The sequence below is a fragment of the Cytobacillus sp. ABV4_503 genome (assembly GCF_056158445.1).
In genome coordinates this window covers 1126190-1142669 of the sequence record NZ_JBSWTH010000001.1, presented here as the reverse complement: position 1 = coordinate 1142669, position 16480 = coordinate 1126190, and the positions used below count along the sequence as shown (strand labels likewise).

General features: G+C 38.9%; 15 protein-coding genes. 4 read left to right on the top strand and 11 right to left on the bottom strand.

The window, feature by feature from the left end; translation table 11 throughout:
• The first annotated feature begins 20 nt into the window (after positions 1-20).
• From ACXAD1_RS05855 to ACXAD1_RS05845, 3 genes are all read left to right on the top strand, one after another.
• The gene (locus tag ACXAD1_RS05855) at positions 21-662 is read left to right on the top strand and encodes a lytic transglycosylase domain-containing protein (RefSeq protein ID WP_474909634.1); all 642 of its coding nucleotides are present in this window, start codon (positions 21-23) and stop codon (positions 660-662) included.
• Between the two features lie 229 nt (positions 663-891).
• Positions 892-1296, top strand: coding sequence for a globin domain-containing protein (locus ACXAD1_RS05850; protein ID WP_206835334.1), 405 nt, complete (start codon positions 892-894; stop codon positions 1294-1296).
• The gene (locus tag ACXAD1_RS05845) at positions 1293-2168 is read left to right on the top strand and encodes a ClpXP adapter SpxH family protein (RefSeq protein WP_206835331.1); all 876 of its coding nucleotides are present in this window, start codon (positions 1293-1295) and stop codon (positions 2166-2168) included. Before ACXAD1_RS05850 ends, ACXAD1_RS05845 begins: the two co-directional genes overlap by 4 nt.
• Before the next feature lie 582 nt (positions 2169-2750).
• Here the strand turns inward: ACXAD1_RS05845 and pepF are convergent.
• The 5 genes from pepF to ACXAD1_RS05820 all read right to left on the bottom strand — a co-directional run bounded on the left by pepF (position 2751) and on the right by ACXAD1_RS05820 (position 8573).
• Complete coding sequence (pepF, locus tag ACXAD1_RS05840; RefSeq protein WP_474909633.1) at positions 2751-4568, bottom strand: oligoendopeptidase F; 1818 nt, start codon at positions 4566-4568, stop codon at positions 2751-2753.
• 118 nt (positions 4569-4686) lie between these two features.
• The gene (locus ACXAD1_RS05835) at positions 4687-5880 is read right to left on the bottom strand and encodes a competence protein CoiA (RefSeq protein WP_474909632.1); all 1194 of its coding nucleotides are present in this window, start codon (positions 5878-5880) and stop codon (positions 4687-4689) included.
• A 179-nt stretch (positions 5881-6059) separates the two neighbouring features.
• Positions 6060-6722 (bottom strand): adaptor protein MecA, encoded by a 663-nt coding sequence (mecA, locus tag ACXAD1_RS05830; protein WP_206835324.1) that lies wholly within the window; start codon positions 6720-6722, stop codon positions 6060-6062.
• Positions 6723-7138: 416 nt separating this feature from the next.
• Positions 7139-7534 carry a transcriptional regulator SpxA gene (spxA, locus tag ACXAD1_RS05825; RefSeq protein WP_009331204.1) on the bottom strand — a complete coding sequence of 132 codons (396 nt, stop codon included), beginning with the start codon at positions 7532-7534 and terminating at the stop codon, positions 7139-7141.
• A 463-nt stretch (positions 7535-7997) separates the two neighbouring features.
• Entirely contained in the window at positions 7998-8573 is a 576-nt protein-coding gene (locus tag ACXAD1_RS05820; protein WP_206835321.1) for a GNAT family N-acetyltransferase, read from the bottom strand.
• 249 nt (positions 8574-8822) lie between these two features.
• Here ACXAD1_RS05820 and ACXAD1_RS05815 point away from each other — a divergent pair, with 249 nt between their 5' ends.
• Positions 8823-9011 (top strand): hypothetical protein, encoded by a 189-nt coding sequence (locus ACXAD1_RS05815; RefSeq protein WP_159868752.1) that lies wholly within the window; start codon positions 8823-8825, stop codon positions 9009-9011.
• 115 nt (positions 9012-9126) lie between these two features.
• Here ACXAD1_RS05815 and ACXAD1_RS05810 read toward each other — a convergent pair whose 3' ends face one another.
• From ACXAD1_RS05810 to ACXAD1_RS05785, 6 genes are all read right to left on the bottom strand, one after another.
• Positions 9127-10332 (bottom strand): putative glycoside hydrolase, encoded by a 1206-nt coding sequence (locus ACXAD1_RS05810; RefSeq protein WP_370224723.1) that lies wholly within the window; start codon positions 10330-10332, stop codon positions 9127-9129.
• 399 nt (positions 10333-10731) lie between these two features.
• Positions 10732-11667: an ABC transporter ATP-binding protein gene (locus ACXAD1_RS05805; protein ID WP_206835316.1), complete on the bottom strand. Its 936-nt coding sequence runs from the start codon at positions 11665-11667 to the stop codon at positions 10732-10734.
• 2 nt (positions 11668-11669) lie between these two features.
• The gene (locus ACXAD1_RS05800; protein ID WP_206835313.1) at positions 11670-12737 is read right to left on the bottom strand and encodes an ABC transporter ATP-binding protein; all 1068 of its coding nucleotides are present in this window, start codon (positions 12735-12737) and stop codon (positions 11670-11672) included.
• Positions 12738-12749: 12 nt separating this feature from the next.
• Entirely contained in the window at positions 12750-13667 is a 918-nt protein-coding gene (locus ACXAD1_RS05795; protein ID WP_370224732.1) for an ABC transporter permease, read from the bottom strand.
• Complete coding sequence (locus ACXAD1_RS05790) at positions 13667-14602, bottom strand: ABC transporter permease (protein WP_206835310.1); 936 nt, start codon at positions 14600-14602, stop codon at positions 13667-13669. The genes ACXAD1_RS05795 and ACXAD1_RS05790 overlap by 1 nt, the downstream gene beginning before the upstream one ends.
• 94 nt (positions 14603-14696) lie before the next feature.
• Positions 14697-16343 (bottom strand): peptide ABC transporter substrate-binding protein, encoded by a 1647-nt coding sequence (locus ACXAD1_RS05785; protein ID WP_206835308.1) that lies wholly within the window; start codon positions 16341-16343, stop codon positions 14697-14699.
• Positions 16344-16480: the final 137 nt, after the last annotated feature.

Genomic DNA, 16480 nt, shown 5'->3' with positions numbered 1-16480 from the left:
TTTTGCCAAGGAGCAATATAATGAACGTAGATCAGTTAAAAATATTGATGGAGCTGCAGGCACTGCAAGGATTTAATAGTTCTAAGCAAACGAACACTTCAAATCCTCTGTTTCAAGAGCTATTGGCCGGGTTAGTTCCGGAAAGTCCCGGTTCATCTCATCAAGTCACAGGTGGACTTGGAGCAGTTGCGTCTCTGGAACCTTATATTAGCGCTTTACAAACAGATACCCATACAGCTCAAGCTCTTCCCCCCCTAAAACTAACCAAATTTGCCAAAACTTCAAAAAGTGATTTTGATGATCTGATTCAAAAAGCATCAGATCTGTTTAATGTACCAGTTAATCTGATTAAGTCAGTCATTAAACAGGAATCAAACTTCAATCCGAATGCAGTAAGCCATGCAGGTGCTTCCGGGTTGATGCAGCTTATGCCTGATACAGCCAAGGGGCTCGGCGTTAAAAATATCTTCGACCCTGCAGAGAACATTTTTGCCGGAGTCAAATATTTACGGCAAATGATGGACAGGTATGGGGATAATGTTGAACTTGCATTGGCTGCCTATAATGCCGGACCTGGAAATGTAGATAAATACGGAGGAGTCCCGCCTTTTAGAGAAACACTGAATTACATAAAGAAAGTTACCTCATCGTTTATGGCTTAAGGCTTATTTCAGCCGCCCGAATTTACCGGGCGGCTTTTTCAATACCTTTTCAGCAAATGTTCCGGATTGACGGCATGTGCTTAATCCATACTATAGTCAAAAGGGCTCAGTAAGCTATTTGTTTGAGATATAAATCCCTCATTGATAGAATATAAAGAGATCACACCACTCAATATTAAATAGGAAGATTTTTTTACAAACGAATTAACTCATAAAAGGAGTTTTAAATATGGCCGAGAAAATGCACACTCCCTTCGACGCTATTGGTGAGGAAAAACTTCACCATCTAATTGACGCTTTTTACCGGCGCGTAGGACAACATCCTGATCTCGTTCCTATTTTTCCAGATGACCTGACAGAGACAGCCAGAAAACAAAAGCAGTTTATGACGCAGTATTTAGGGGGACCTCCTTTATATACTTCAGAACATGGACATCCGATGCTTCGGGCGCGGCACATGCCTTTTCCCATAACGGAAACGCGGGCAAAGGCCTGGCTTTTATGCATGAATGAAGCAATGGACGAAATTAGGCTGGAAGGCCGCTTGAGAGAAGACTTTTTTGCAAGGCTTGTACTCACTGCCCAGCATATGATCAATACACCTGAAAACGGCGTGAAAGGTGAAAGCTCGTGAATAAGCCAGAATCCAATGAAAACAAGCTTACATCTCCACATTGCCACGGCAGTGAAAAAAAGCCCGTAGAAGTCTATATGTTTGTTGATCCCCTTTGCCCAGAATGCTGGGCTTTGGAGCCAATCTTAAAAAAGCTCCTGATTGAATACGGCCGCTATTTTTCCATAAAGCATGTATTAAGCGGCAGGCTGGCAACGTTAAATATGGGGAAAAGGCAAAACTACGAAAACATTGCTGATTTATGGGAGAAAACAGCAAGCCGCTCTGGAATGTCATGTGACGGGAACGTCTGGTTCGAAAATCCGATTTCTTCCCCGCACCTGGCTTCGGTTGCAATTAAAGCTGCGGAATTGCAAGGGAGAAAAGCTGGCATCAGATTTTTACGCAAGCTTCAAGAGGTCTTATTTCTTGAAAAGCAGAATGTGTCTCATTTTGAAGTGCTAAAGGATTGTGCTAAGGAAGTCGGTCTGGATGTAGTAGAATTTGTTTCTGATATTCATTCAGATAGTGCAGCAAAGGCTTTTCAATGCGATTTAAAAATTACTTCTGAAATGGATGTCCAAGAAATACCCACTCTTGTCTTTTTTAATGAAAATATTGAAGATGAAGGCATCAAAGTCACTGGATACTATCCATATGAAATTTATGAACAGATTTTAGAGGAAATGCTTCCTGCTAAACCTGAGCGTGCTCCTCTTCCGCCCCTTGAATATTTCTTAAAATACTTTAAGCTAGTGGCCAGCAAGGAGATCTCAGTTGTATATAATATGTCGGACAGCGAAGTGAACAGGGAAATGAAAAAGCTTCAACTAAAGCAAATAGCTGAGTATGTACCTGCAAAATACGGTAATTTCTGGAGATATTCAGGGTAATGTAAAGCTGTGCAAAATGCACAGCTTTATTTTTTCGCTGAAAAAAACCATGCACTTCATTTGCACGGCTTTTTCAGGGTTTTTATACAAACAAAGGGGATGGGAGAAATTTTTCACTTCCAAACAAAAGGGGTAAATGTTTGCATGTGATCAACTTCACATCTGTAATATATCATGATGTGAAAGAAAACGACAATGAGTTTGTGCCTTTTTTCACAATATTGTCAAAATCAAGTCATCACTTTCTGGACAACCGCATAAAATAATACGGATGTAAACCTTGGCCAGGAGGAGAATGCAATATGAAAAAACTGCCTGTATTATTGATGCTGCTGCTCATCTTGCTCTCCTTTATTTTAAATATTCTCGGATTGATGAAACTTATCCCCATTTTCATCACTTCACCTATTTTATTTATTTCTCTCCTGATTTTATTTTTATATTTGAATGACCGAAGGAGATTTAAGGGGTTTTGAACAATACATAAAAGGTGCCCGAGAAACGCCAGGCACCTTTTATGTACTGTCTAGCGCCATGCCCCCCCTCAAGGTGTAGGCGGGCATGGCGCTTCCACTTTTCTATTTAAGAAAGCAGGCTTTCCATTTCGTTAAGCTTTTCTTCAAATACTTTGCAGGCATCTTCAATCGGCTTGCTGCTTGTCATATCAACACCGGCTTTCTTTAACACCTCAATCGGATAATCTGAGCTGCCGGATTTCAGGAATTCAATATATCTGTCAACAGCAGGCTGCCCTTCCTGAAGAATTTGCTTGCTTAATGCCGTTGCCGCACTGAAGCCTGTTGCATATTGATAAACATAATAATTATAGTAGAAATGCGGGATTCTGGACCATTCCAGACCGATTTCCTCATCAATCACGATCTCTTCTTCCCCAAAATATTTCTTATTGAGTTCATAATATGCTTTCGTCAATGAATCTGCAGTCAAAGCTTCATTGTTTTGCGCCTTTTGATGGATGAGATGTTCAAACTCTGCAAACATTGTCTGGCGGAAAACAGTACCCCTAAAGCCTTCAAGATAATGATTCAGCAAATACAAGCGCTTCTTATCATCATCTATTGTTTTAAGCAGATGATCATTTAAGAGGGCCTCATTACATGTGGATGCAACCTCTGCGACAAAAATTGAGTAATTTCCATATGGATATGGCTGGTATTTTCTTGTGTAATAGCTGTGAACAGAATGCCCAAATTCGTGAGCAAGGGTAAATAGATTGTTCACATTGTCCTGCCAGTTCATCAGTATATATGGATTAGTTCCATATGTTCCAGATGAATAAGCACCGCTTCTTTTGCCCTTATTCTCATGAACATCTACCCAGCGATTTTCAAAGCCCTCATTTAAAATTTTCAAATAGTCCTCGCCAAGCGGCTTCAGTCCTTTTAAGATGAGATCCTTTGCTTCATTGTAGGGGATTTCCATTTTTACTTCCTTCACCAAAGGAGTGTAAAGGTCATACATATGAAGCTCCTCGACCCCAAGAACCTTCTTGCGGAGTTTGACATATCGATGAAGCAAATGCAGATTATCATTAATGGTATTGACTAAATTTTCATAAACACTTTCAGGAATATTGTTCGCAGATAGGGCAGCATGGCGCGCAGATTCATAATTCCGGATCTTTGCATTGAAATTATCCTTTTTCACATTCCCGCTTAGAGTGCTTGCGAATGTATTGCGAAACTTCCCATAAGTCTCATATACCGCTTTGAAAGCATCATGGCGCACACGCTGCTCATCACTTTCGAGAAAACGGATGAACCGTCCATGAGTGATTTCTACCTCTTCACCATTTTCATCTTTAATGGATGGAAACTCCAAATCAGCATTATTCAGCATGCCAAATGTATTGCTTGAAGCCCCAAGCACCTCGGAAGCCTGGGCAAGCAGGGATTCCTGCTCAGCAGATAATACATGAGGCCTTTGAAGATTAATTTCCTCAAGCGAATGTTTATATAATTGCAGCTCCGTTTTTTCCTCTAAAAACCCGGCAATCTTCTCTTCATCTTCAGCCAGCAATTCAGGAACAATAAACGCGAGTGCACTTGCAGCTTCCGAATATAAATTTTTGATTTTGTCGTCCTGGCCCTGATAAAATGAGTTCGTTGTATCCTGGTCATAACGCATATGGGCATATGTATAAAGCTTCCCAAGGCGCGAGAGTAAATGATCCTGGAACTGCAGCGCTTCATATAATGTTTCAGTACTTTCCCCAAGCCTGCCTTGATACTTGCCTGCATTAGGGATCAGCTTCTGCACATCATTATATTCCTTGTCCCATTCCTCATCAGAAGGGAAAATATCCTCCAAACGCCAGGTATCTTCTGGTGAAATCTCATTCCTTGCTGGCAGTTTCTTTACAGTTGTCTCATTAGCCATTCATTCATCCTCCATTCAAAAGTCCCATTACACTATCTTCTCTTTCAAAAAACAAATTCCTTCTTTTTAAAGAGCGAATGTGCAAATCTTTGATTATTTTATGTTAAATAGATCTTTTTCATTTATTGCCCTGCAAAATGCTTTGCGTGATACCCCTATAAAAATCCTCCTCTCTTTGGAGAATACAGGAGGAATGGTCAGGCTCTCCACAAGACGCAGTTCTTTTGTACAGACCGTTTCCAGTTTGTTTAACAATGTTTAAGTTAATAAGGACATCCATATATTCTTTAACTGCCAAAACTTCAGATCCTGTTTGAATCAGTGGAATTGACCTGACTTTAATATCGCTGTTCTTTACCCTATTGCGAAAGGCAGCAACCATTCGCGCATGAGAAAACGGTCTATCTTTGCCGATGACATCCATGTACAAGTAGGACTGCCACTGTATAGGCGGGGTTTCAATAAATGGAGAATGGCGGACAGGAAGGCCAATTTCAGGCGGGAGTAAAGCAGGAGCAATTGAGCGGGAGTATATTTCCTGAAGAAAGGTATTTTTATATGCACTGCTATTCTGAGCAAGGAAATTCTTTATTTTTCGAATTTCATTTTTCCATTCACTTATTTTTAAATCATTTTTAAAATATGGATCAAATAAAAAACCTGGATCAGCATGGAAGATTGTTTTCACATCATAATGCGCGTAGGCATTTCTGACAGTTAAGGGAAGGATTTGGCGGACATTGATGAAGGACTTTGTATTGGGGCAGAATGAAGGGATTACCCAATTGTCTGAAGCTGTTTGCCGAAGAAATAAGTACTGGAACCCAGATAAAGAAATTTTTGCTTTCCCAATGCGCTTAATATTTTTTCCTGCCAGTATCCATATTGGAACGATGCCTGACTGAAAATAAGCTTCTGTTCGTTTTTTAAATAACTCCTCTGAGATAATTGAACATTGATATTCAAGAGCATAATTTACACCTTCAAAATGGACACTTATATCTGGCCGCTGTGAAATGTCCGGATAGTATGGCTCCAGAATTGGATCTAACCCTTTTTTCTTTAGCCATTGATACAAAAGGAGCTTTCCAGAAATATGGTATTCAGATTCCCTTTCATAGCTTTCCGGACATTCAGAACCCTTTTTGTGGCTAAAATGCGGGATTCTCTTATTACCGATCTTCATAATTACTTCCTCTTTGCATTCGGGGCAGAAAAAAGTGTGCTTTTCCCTATACTGCTGTAAATCAGGGATACTATGTGGACCTAAGAGACTTATTCGAACCCCCTTCTCTGTTGCGGCAACTAACAAATGATCATCTCCTTTCTATGATAAACGTTCTTTATTTAATTGCTAAATTCCTTTATATTCTGCAAATTCTTTTTGAGCTTTTTATGCAAACATATACATACGTTTCTTGCTGCATTGTCTGACGCGGATGCCCTTACTAAAATAAAGCCGATTTCAAAAATGAAATCGGCTTTGCTGAACTATTTAAAATGTTTTCTCAGATTTTCAAAAACATCATTTTCTATAATCAATTTGCCATATTCCATTACACGGTGAATTGTTGTGCTCGTTTCGTGCCCGTACTCAAGGAGAATGCTTAGCATGTTATCTATGTCATCCTCTTCAAAAAGCTCTTCAGGGAACTCTGCGAATAAATAATATTTCCCTTCAAAGGAATATAACTTTGTAGTAATGGAATCAAGACTTGACTGCTTTGATAATGAAATAACGTCTTCAAAATCTTTAAATGATAATAGGAACTCAAGATCGCCTTCATATCCAGGCTCATCTTCATCGGATTTACGGAAATGATGATCGAGCATTTCCTCTATATGTTCATCCACAGGCAAATCTTTCACTTTTTCATCCGGGACAGGAAGTTCAAACTTCTGACCATCCTTTGAAAGCTGGGCCTTTGTTACAAGAACCTCCAGACCCTTATCCAATGCCTGTACCTGAATCCATAAAGGTCCTTCAACAAGAAATTCTTCCTCCTGATGGACTTCATCCATCATTTCCCAAAAGAGTTCCTCACTCCGCTCACGATTGTACCAAATCTCTTCACGGTCAAAGCCTCTTTCTTCTATATCAAGATAAGAAATATAAAATTTAACTGTATGATCATTAATACGTTCGATTTCCATGCAGCAACTCTCCCTTCTGGCTATGATTGAAGGGACTAAATACCCCCAGCAGTCATGTGTTATCCATTTACCCGTAAATCAATTGGCTAATCCCCGATTTAATTGAAGGTAAACTGTATTTTGTACCTTGTACTTTTATTTTATGACAAATTGAGCATAAAGGGAATTAAAAAGTCATATGTTTAGAAAAACCGTTAAATGCCTATATTGTCCCAAGCTTCCATCCTTATCAAATTTTACTGTAACTATATATTCTCTTATTATATCCATATTCCTTGTTCTTTTTCACATAACAAACAAAAAGACCTTCTTCTGTTAACAGAAAGAAGGCCTCTTAATTTTAAGTATAATTGAATAAGTTTGTTAATTCACAATCTGGACTTGAGCAAATCTTTCAGATTTAAATTAAACTACTGTTAATTTACCATGCGCTGTGCTTCACGCAACTGGTAGGTGCGAACTTTTCTTGGAAGGAAACGTCTTATTTCGTCCTCATTATATCCAACCTGCAAACGTTTTTCATCAAGAATGATTGGACGGCGAAGCAGCCCAGGGTTTTCCTTGATCAACTCAAATAAATCTTGGAGAGGCATTGATTCAAGGTTTACATCAAGCTTTTGAAATGTCTTTGACCGAGTAGAAATAATTTCATCGGTTCCATCTTCAGTCATGCGCAGAATTTCTTTAATTTCATCAATTGACAGCGGTTCTGAAAAGATATTTCTTTCTTTATAGGCAATCTCATGTTCTTCTAACCATGATTTAGCTTTCCTGCAAGATGTACAACTTGGTGAAGTGTATAATGTGACCATTTTACAAATTCACACTCCTTAAATTAGACATATATGAAACTATCTGAGATTTATATTTGTTTAATCAAATATTTCTAGAGTTTTCTAGATTAAAATAACTTTAATCAAGGAATTTATATTATTTATTATACACCAAACAATATCTATTTGGTATAACTTTTTATAAATATGATAAAAGTATTAAACATTTATTAAACAAATGGATTAAGAATTAGAATCTACTTAATAAGACGAATGAACAAGCAAAAAGTTTCATTTTTTTATATCTTTTTTGCTATAATTTCTTCCATAAGATTCTTAAGCCTTTAGCTCAAGGGAATTTTATGTATTAAATTATTTTATTTATACTTTGTATACCCTTATTAATTTTGATTAAACCTAAAATTGATATTAACATTTTCTCAATTAATAAATGAAAATGAAAACACAGCCATTTACAAAAATGGCTGTGTTTTCCCAATTCTTAAAGATCCTCCAATACATCCGTCCCATTTTTATTTTCCTCATAGGTCAGGACCTCATCTACAGGCTGATAGGACTTTCCATAGAAATGTTCATCTCTGTATGTGTGTATCATTTTATATGTTTTCCTCATAGCTTCATAAATCATTTCTTCACTTTCATTCTCAGGAGACCAATATAGAATTTCCATTGTATTGATTTCATTTGTTGCAAGAGACCGGCGGCTGTATCCGATTGATTGTGCATGCTCAAACCCTTCTCTTTTATAGAACCGAAGGCGCTTCTCTGTATCCGTGTCTTCATAATCCACTGGTTCAACTTCCAAAATGATCGGCTTGCCTTTGGCTTTCAGCTTTTGAAGTAATTTATGGCCAAGCCCTTGTCCTCTGGATTCCTTTGAAACAAACAGATAATCAATAAACACAAAGTTATCCAATTCCACATACATAAGTACATGGTGTTGACCTTCATCTTTATGATAAATGTCTGACCGTTCCTTTAATAAGGTTTCCATATGTTCTCTCGATTTCATTTCTTCAATAGGGAAATATTGATTCAGTTTTTCATACCAATGCATGGATCTTCTCCTTTTTTTGCTCACAAACGATAAACTGTTTATTGAACATGAATATTTATTCCAGCATGATAAGCTCCCAGCTTTCCTTTCCACTCACTTTTATGCTTTAGCCTTTTATACTATTTCCAATCAGATAAAGTATTTGTGGAATTACCCCTTTTAATACTGGAAAATTTCGAATAAAATAAGATTAGGGATGTTTTATACACTAATCACAGGATACTGTGAAAAGAAAGATGGAGGTTTATCATGGTTGGTTACATAACTGATTTAACAATTGTTGCACTGCTCATAATTGGATTTACTGCCTTATTAGGTGTACTAACTAATGGTATTGGAGAAAAGGTGTTTGGCGGTAAAAATAAATCCGAATTCGTGGATCAATCTGCAAGGGTGCAGACTGGATGGAAAAGCGTAGGCGGTAAGAAAAAGCAGTAACCTATGCCTCTATACTATGATACCGCATTCAAGATTGGTGTCAAATGATATTTAACTTAATTTATTGATAAACAAAGCCAGAAGGAGGCCAAAATAATCGGCCTCTTTCTGGCTTTTATGGTGTATAATCCACTTTTGGTGTATACGAATTACCCGCATTCCATAAAAGGAATTCATTAATTCCCTGTTCGTTCAATGCCTTTATTTGAGCTTCAACCTCGGCTCTTCCATACTCCTTATAATTTCCGGCTCCTAAATAAGAAGCTGTAAAATCCTGCAGCCACGGTCTTGAAACAGGCGGACTATCCAACTCTTCCAATTTCCTATTCTCAAGCTTTGCATATTCAGAAACCAGCTTATAAGGTTCCAGATCTGGTTTGGCTATTCCAAAATAGGAAGTCCAGTGGCTTGGATAAATCATAGAAGAAATTACATCTACATGTTCTGAGATCTTAGAAAAATTTTGACCAATTCCTGGAGCTTCAGGGAGGGTAGCCGTGTAACCAAAGATATCAACCGATACCTTTACTCCATATGGCTCAAGCTCTTTCCTTGCATACTCAACGAAGTCTGTTACAGCGCTTACTCGCTTCTGCACATTTTTTATTTTAAGATTTTTATATTCACCCATACTATATTTCAAAGAGCTATCGCGGTGTTCAAACCCTTCAGGAAACCGGACATAGTCAAATTGAATTTCCTGAAATCCCATTTTGGCAGCTTCAATTGCAATTCCCACATTGTAATCCCAAACTTCTTTTATAAATGGATTAACAAATGATTCACCTCTGCCATTTTTCCATACTTTGTCTCCTTCCTTATAAGACCATTCCGGCTTTTTATTTGCCAGGACAGAATCTTTGAAAACAACTACCCGTGCAATCGGATATATTTGCTTATCTTCCATGACTTTCAGGATTTTACTTGAATCCTTTATGTAAGGTTTTCCAATTTCATGATATGGTGAGCTATCTTCAGGAATATAAGTAAGATTACCCCAATCGTCCTTAATATCGATTACCATCGCATTTAAATCAGTTTCATCCATCAAATTCACCAGGTTATTAAACTTTTCGCCGCCTGCAGAATGTCCGGTAACATATATCCCTCTTACAGCATCAGGATATTGAAAATGATAGCCAGAATCAAATTGAAACCGGTTTATTTTTTCTGGCAGTGCTTTTACAAGCGAAACATGTTCCCTTTGCGGGTTTTGGCCTGGTTCCTCGGTTTCCTGTTCTTTTGCATCCCCGGATTGGGCAGAAATGAACAGACCTGACACTAACATTAAGGCAGCAGCAAGAGGTACTGACTTTTTCAAATGTGATGCCCCCTTTATGAAGTTCTGCTTGTTGTTTCCTCCATTATAAGATTAATTCAAAGAATTAAGAACTATCTTTATACTAAATTATCTTTTTTAGTGTTCTTTAAACCAATAATATTAAAAAAATATTAAAATGCTGCTTAATTAGACAAATTGACGGAAAAATATAAATAATCGAAAATTCTAATAGTAATATTCTAGAAAATGTTGTATTATATACTAAAGCTTACATTAGCGAATAAACGTGCTAAAGAGATATTTCTACTCTCTACATATTTGACTGAGCAACATACATCTTGGTAACTCCTTTTTATTATCAAAAAGGATAAGCATAAGTATAGCAAACACTTACTTTTCCAGGATGTAAAAAACGATCTCAGTTGAGATCGTTTTTTGTTATTTGGCATATTGGGCTTTTAATTCGTTATACTCTTTTTCAGAACAGTAAACAAAATGTCCCGGAGTAATTTCACGCATTTCCAGCTCTTCATTGTCAGCGTAATTGTGGACTGCTGGGTCATAAGACTTTCTTCTGCGGGCACGTTCCGTTTCCGGATCTGGAAGAGGAATAGCAGACAGCAGTGATTGAGTATATGGATGCATTGGATTGGCGTATAAATCTTCTGCTGGCGCAAGCTCTACCAGTTTGCCGAAATACATTACACCAATACGATCGCTGATGTACTTAACCATAGATAAGTCATGAGCGATAAACAGGTATGTTAATCCTTTTTCACGCTGCAGTTTTTTCATAAGGTTTACTACCTGAGCCTGGATGGAAACGTCCAATGCTGATATTGGCTCATCGGCAATAATAAAGTCCGGGTCAACCGCAAGCGCGCGGGCAATCCCGATACGCTGTCTCTGTCCTCCAGAGAATTCATGAGGGTAACGGTTAGCATGCTCTTTGTTCAAACCAACTGTTTCCAGAAGCTCATAAACCCTCTCCATACGTTCCTTTTTGCTCTTTGCCAAACCGTGGATATCGATGCCTTCAGCAATAATATCGGCTACAGTCATACGCGGATTCAAGGAAGCATAAGGATCCTGGAAAATCATTTGCATTTTCCGGTTAAACTTTTTTAGTTCTTTTGCAGACTTTTTGCCGTGAACATCTTCACCTTCAAAAAGAACTTGACCATCTGTTGCATCGTATAATCTGATAATGGTTCGTCCAGTAGTTGATTTACCGCAGCCAGACTCACCTACAAGTCCAAGGGTCTCTCCCTTAAAAATATCAAAAGTAATCCCATCAACTGCTTTTACCATATTTGGACGGCCTACATTAAAATGCTGTTTTAAATTTTTAATTTCAAGCAATTTTTCTGCCATTATTATTTTCCCTCCTTCACTAATACAGGCTTTTCAAATGTGGAGGATAATTGGCGCATACGTCTTTTTACTGCTTCCGGCGGCTCAACCTTTGGAGCATCCGGGTGAAGCAGCCAAGTTTTTGCAAAATGTGTTTCTGAAATTTGGAACATTGGCGGCTCTTCTTCAAAGTCAATTGCTAGTGCATATTGATTTCTGGCTGCAAATGCGTCTCCCTTTGGAGGATTCGTCAGATCTGGAGGTGTTCCAGGTATTGCAGCTAATTCAGCTTTATCATCATTTTCTAAGCTTGGCATTGATGCAAGTAATCCCCATGTATAAGGATGGCGCGGATCATAGAAAATTTCATCAACAGTGCCCATTTCAACAATCTGGCCAGCATACATTACAGCAACACGGTCCGCGACATTTGCAACAACACCCAGATCGTGCGTGATAAAGATGATGGAAGTATCCATTTTATTTTGAAGATCTTTCATTAGCTCCAGGATTTGCGCCTGAATAGTAACGTCAAGTGCTGTTGTCGGCTCATCAGCAATAAGCAGCTTTGGATTGGCTGCAAGAGCAATCGCAATCATGGCACGCTGTCTCATACCGCCAGAGAATTCATGTGGATATTGATTCACTCTTTTCTCAGGCATCGGAATACCAACAAGTCTCAGTAATTCAATTGCTCTGTTTTTGGCATCAGTCTTCGTCATATTTTGGTGTTTAATCAGCACTTCCATTATCTGATTTCCAACCCTCATCGTTGGATTCAAAGACGTCATCGGATCCTGGAAAATCATACTGATTTCTTTACCGCGAATCTTTTCCATTTGTTTTTCTGTTTTAGGTACAATGTCTTCACCATTCATCAGGATCTGCCCGCCTGAAATTCGGCCTGGCGGCATAGGTATTAACTTCATAATAGACTGGGAAGTAACACTTTTGCCTGACCCAGATTCACCAACAATCGCTAGCGTCTCTCCCTTATGAAGGTCAAAGCTGACTCCCCGGACTGCTTTTACTGTACCTCCATATGTTTGGAATGAGACTTCTAAATTTTTTACTTCAAGTAATTTTTCCATGTTCTCACTCCTTTATTTACGCATTCTTGGATCTAGAGCATCACGCAAGCCATCGCCAACTACGTTAAAAGCAAAGATCGTTAAACAGATAAACGTAGCAGGGAAGAATAAACGCCATGGGTAGTAACGCATAGCCGGCAATCCATCATTGGCCATTGTTCCCCAGCTTGCTATCGGCGGTGTTAATCCAAGGCCAATAAAGCTTAAAAATGCTTCAGTAAAAATGGCAGAAGGGATCGTCAGCGTCATTGTGACTAAAATAGGTCCCATTGAATTTGGAATTAAGTGTTTGCCCATAATTCTGCTTGTATTTGCACCAAGCGTTTTGGCTGCCAGGACATATTCCTGATTTTTCAGAGATAACACCTGACCGCGGACAATACGGGACATATTGATCCAACCTGTAATGGACATTGCTATGATCATAGTAGACAATCCCTGTCCTAGCACAACCATTAACAAGATTACTAATAATAAATACGGTACACCATATAAAATATCGGCAAAGCGCATCATACCCTCGTCTGTGCGTCCGCCCTTATAACCGGCTATACCGCCCCAAAGTACACCAATAATCAAATCAATTACAGCTGCAGCAACTCCAATGAAGATGGAAATTCGTGCACCTTCCCATGTGCGGGCAAATACATCACGGCCAAGATCATCTGTGCCAAACCAATGTTCAGAAGAAGGCGGCTGGTTTTTATTGCCCAGATCATTTGATGCATAATCATATGGAGTCATATATGGTCCAAAGATTGCCATGAAGATTAGCAGTCCCAATAATACTAATCCAAACAGGGCAAGCTTGTTTTTTCGAAATCGAATAAATACATCTTTCCAAAAAGAAAGACTAGGCTTTGAAATTTTTTCAGCTTCACCAAGCTGTGTTCCGACTAACTTGAACTTATCTTTCGAAATCTGCATAATTACTCTCCTTTCTTCCCGCCAGCAAGTTTGATGCGTGGGTCGATGATTCCGTATGCAATGTCAACAAGGAGAATAGATACAAGCAACAGAATACTGTAGAAAACTGTTACACCCATAATTACCGTATAATCACGATTGTTGATACTTGTTACAAAGTGTGCACCAAGTCCAGGAATACCGAAGATTCTTTCAATAACGAAACTTCCTGTTAAAATACCTGCGGTTAATGGTCCCATATATGTTACAACAGGTAAAAGGGCATTACGGACCGTATGTTTTACTGTAATTACTCCCCTGCTTAAACCTTTTGATTTAGCAGTCTTAATATAATCATTCGCCAGAACTTCAAGCATGCTCGAACGAGTTAACCGGGCTATAAATGCCATCGGTGTCGAAGCCAGTGCAACGGCTGGAAGAACGGTGTGCATAAATGATTCCCATCGTGCAACAGGGAAAATACCCATTTTTATTGCCAGGAAATATTGCAGGAATGATGCCATGATAAAGGAAGGTACAGAGATACCTAAGACAGCTACAATCATCGCTGTGTAATCCGGCCATCTATTATGTTTTAATGCTGCAATGATTCCTAAGAGAACTCCTACTGCAACGGCGATAAAAATGGCCTCCATTCCAAGAAGAAATGAAACAGGAAAACCTTCATTAATCAAGTCGTTTACAGTTTGGCTTTTATATTTAAATGATGGTCCAAAATCCCAGTTGACAATTCGAACCAGATACTCCCAATACTGTGCATACCATGGCTTGTCCAGCCCAAAGTGGGCATTCAGGTTTGCTTCAATTTCGGGAGGAAGTTTTTTCTCAGATGCAAAAGGGTTTCCGGGTGCAATGCGCATGAAGAAAAACGTTGCTGTAACAATCATCCATAGAGACAGAAGCATGTACACCAAGCGTTTTCCAATATATTTCGCCATTGTCAAACACCTCCAATTTATTACAATGCCTTAATCAGAAACGAAGGTATATGGGATTGTGCATCCCATATACCTTTCGTAAGTTTAGCTATGTTTATTCGAAGTGTGCCCACTTATACTGGACATCACCCAGGCCGGATACTGCAACATCTTTAAGGTTCTCAGCCTGTACCCAGTTATTAGTATAGAAATAGATTGGAGCTACTGGCATATCTTCCATGAAGATTGCTTCAGCATCCTTCAATAACTGCTGGCGAGCTTCAGGGTCAGTTTCTGTTGCAGATTTAGCAAGCAGATCCTGGAACTCTTTGCTTTCCCATCCAGTATTGTTGTTACCGCCATCAGCGTCACGGTACATTTCTAAGAAGTTGATTGCATCGTTAAAGTCACCCAACCAGCCCAAACGAGCTACTTGGTAATCCATTTGGTCTAATTTATCAAGGTATACATTCCACTCTGAGTTATCTAGAGTTACTTCAACACCAAGATTCTGCTTCCACATATCCTGAACTGCCTGGGCAATCTTTTGGTGCGCCTCAGAAGTATTATAAGAAAGAGTTACAGCTGGAAGTTCAGAAGCATCTTTCAATCCAAGCTCTTCAAGACCTTTTTGTAAATATTCTTTTGCTTTTTCTACATCATTGTCAGGGAAATAACCCTTTTCGTTTTCTTCAAACATTGATGGAGGGACAATCGCCATTGCTGGAAGCTGTTCACCCTGAAGGATGTTATCAATTAGCTCCTGACGGTTGATGGCATGTGCAAATGCTTTACGGATATTAACGTTATTAAATGGTTCTACAGTTGTATTAAACTTGTAATTGTAAATACCTGCGATTGGCTGTGTCACTAAGCGGCCTTCGTCTTTAAGAGCCTGCATAGCGTCAGTTGGAAGGGCACCTGTTGGAGCTCCAGCCCAATCTAGTTCACCATTGTCAAACATAGATAATTCAGTATTAGGATCATTGATCATAACCATTTCAATGCTGTCAAGCTTAACTGTTTCAGCATCCCAGTATGTTTTGCTCTTTTCAAGAACAATCTTGTCACTGTGAGACCATTCAACCATATGGAAAGGCCCGTTAGTTGTAAAGTTTTCACCAGCATCAGTTGCCCATTCTGGGTTAGCTTCTGCGATTTTGCTGTTAACCGGTAAATAAGTATAGAAAGCTGTTAATTCTTCAAAGTAAGGAGTAGGGTTTACTAATTTTACTTCTAGAGTTTTGTCATCGATAGCTTTAACGCCAACAGCATCCTTTTCACCTTTGCCTGTATTGAAAGCTTCAGCGCCTTCAATGTAGTAAAGCTGGTATGCATATGTTGAATTGTTAGCAGGATCCAATGCCCACTTCCAAGCATATTCAAAGTCTTTGGCTGTTACTGGGTCTTCATTTGACCATTTAGCATCGCGAATTGTGAATGTATAAGTTTTTCCGTCTTCAGAAATTTTGATGTCTTCTGCCATTGCATTTTCAGGCTTACCATCTTGATTGATGCGAGTAAGACCTTCTAAGACATTTCGCAGAACAGTTCCAGAAGTTGAATCCTGTGCTAAACCTGGGTTTAAAGATGGTGGTTCAGTGTTGATATTTACTCGTAGTTCCTGCGGTACATCGGACTTTCCGCCGTCATCTCCGCCTTTGTCGCCGCCATCAGCATTGTCTCCGCCGCCGCTGCACGCAGCAAGGAACATGCTTAGCACTAGCAGCATGCTAAAAAAGATCGATAATCTTTTGTTCACGGTATTAACCCCCTATTAATTTCCTCAAACAATACTCTTACGCTTGCCATTCACAAAAAACACAACTGTGCGCCCCAGATATATTGCTCAAATAGTCTGTTAATTCAATTTAAAAAATTTGCAGACTATTTAGAAGG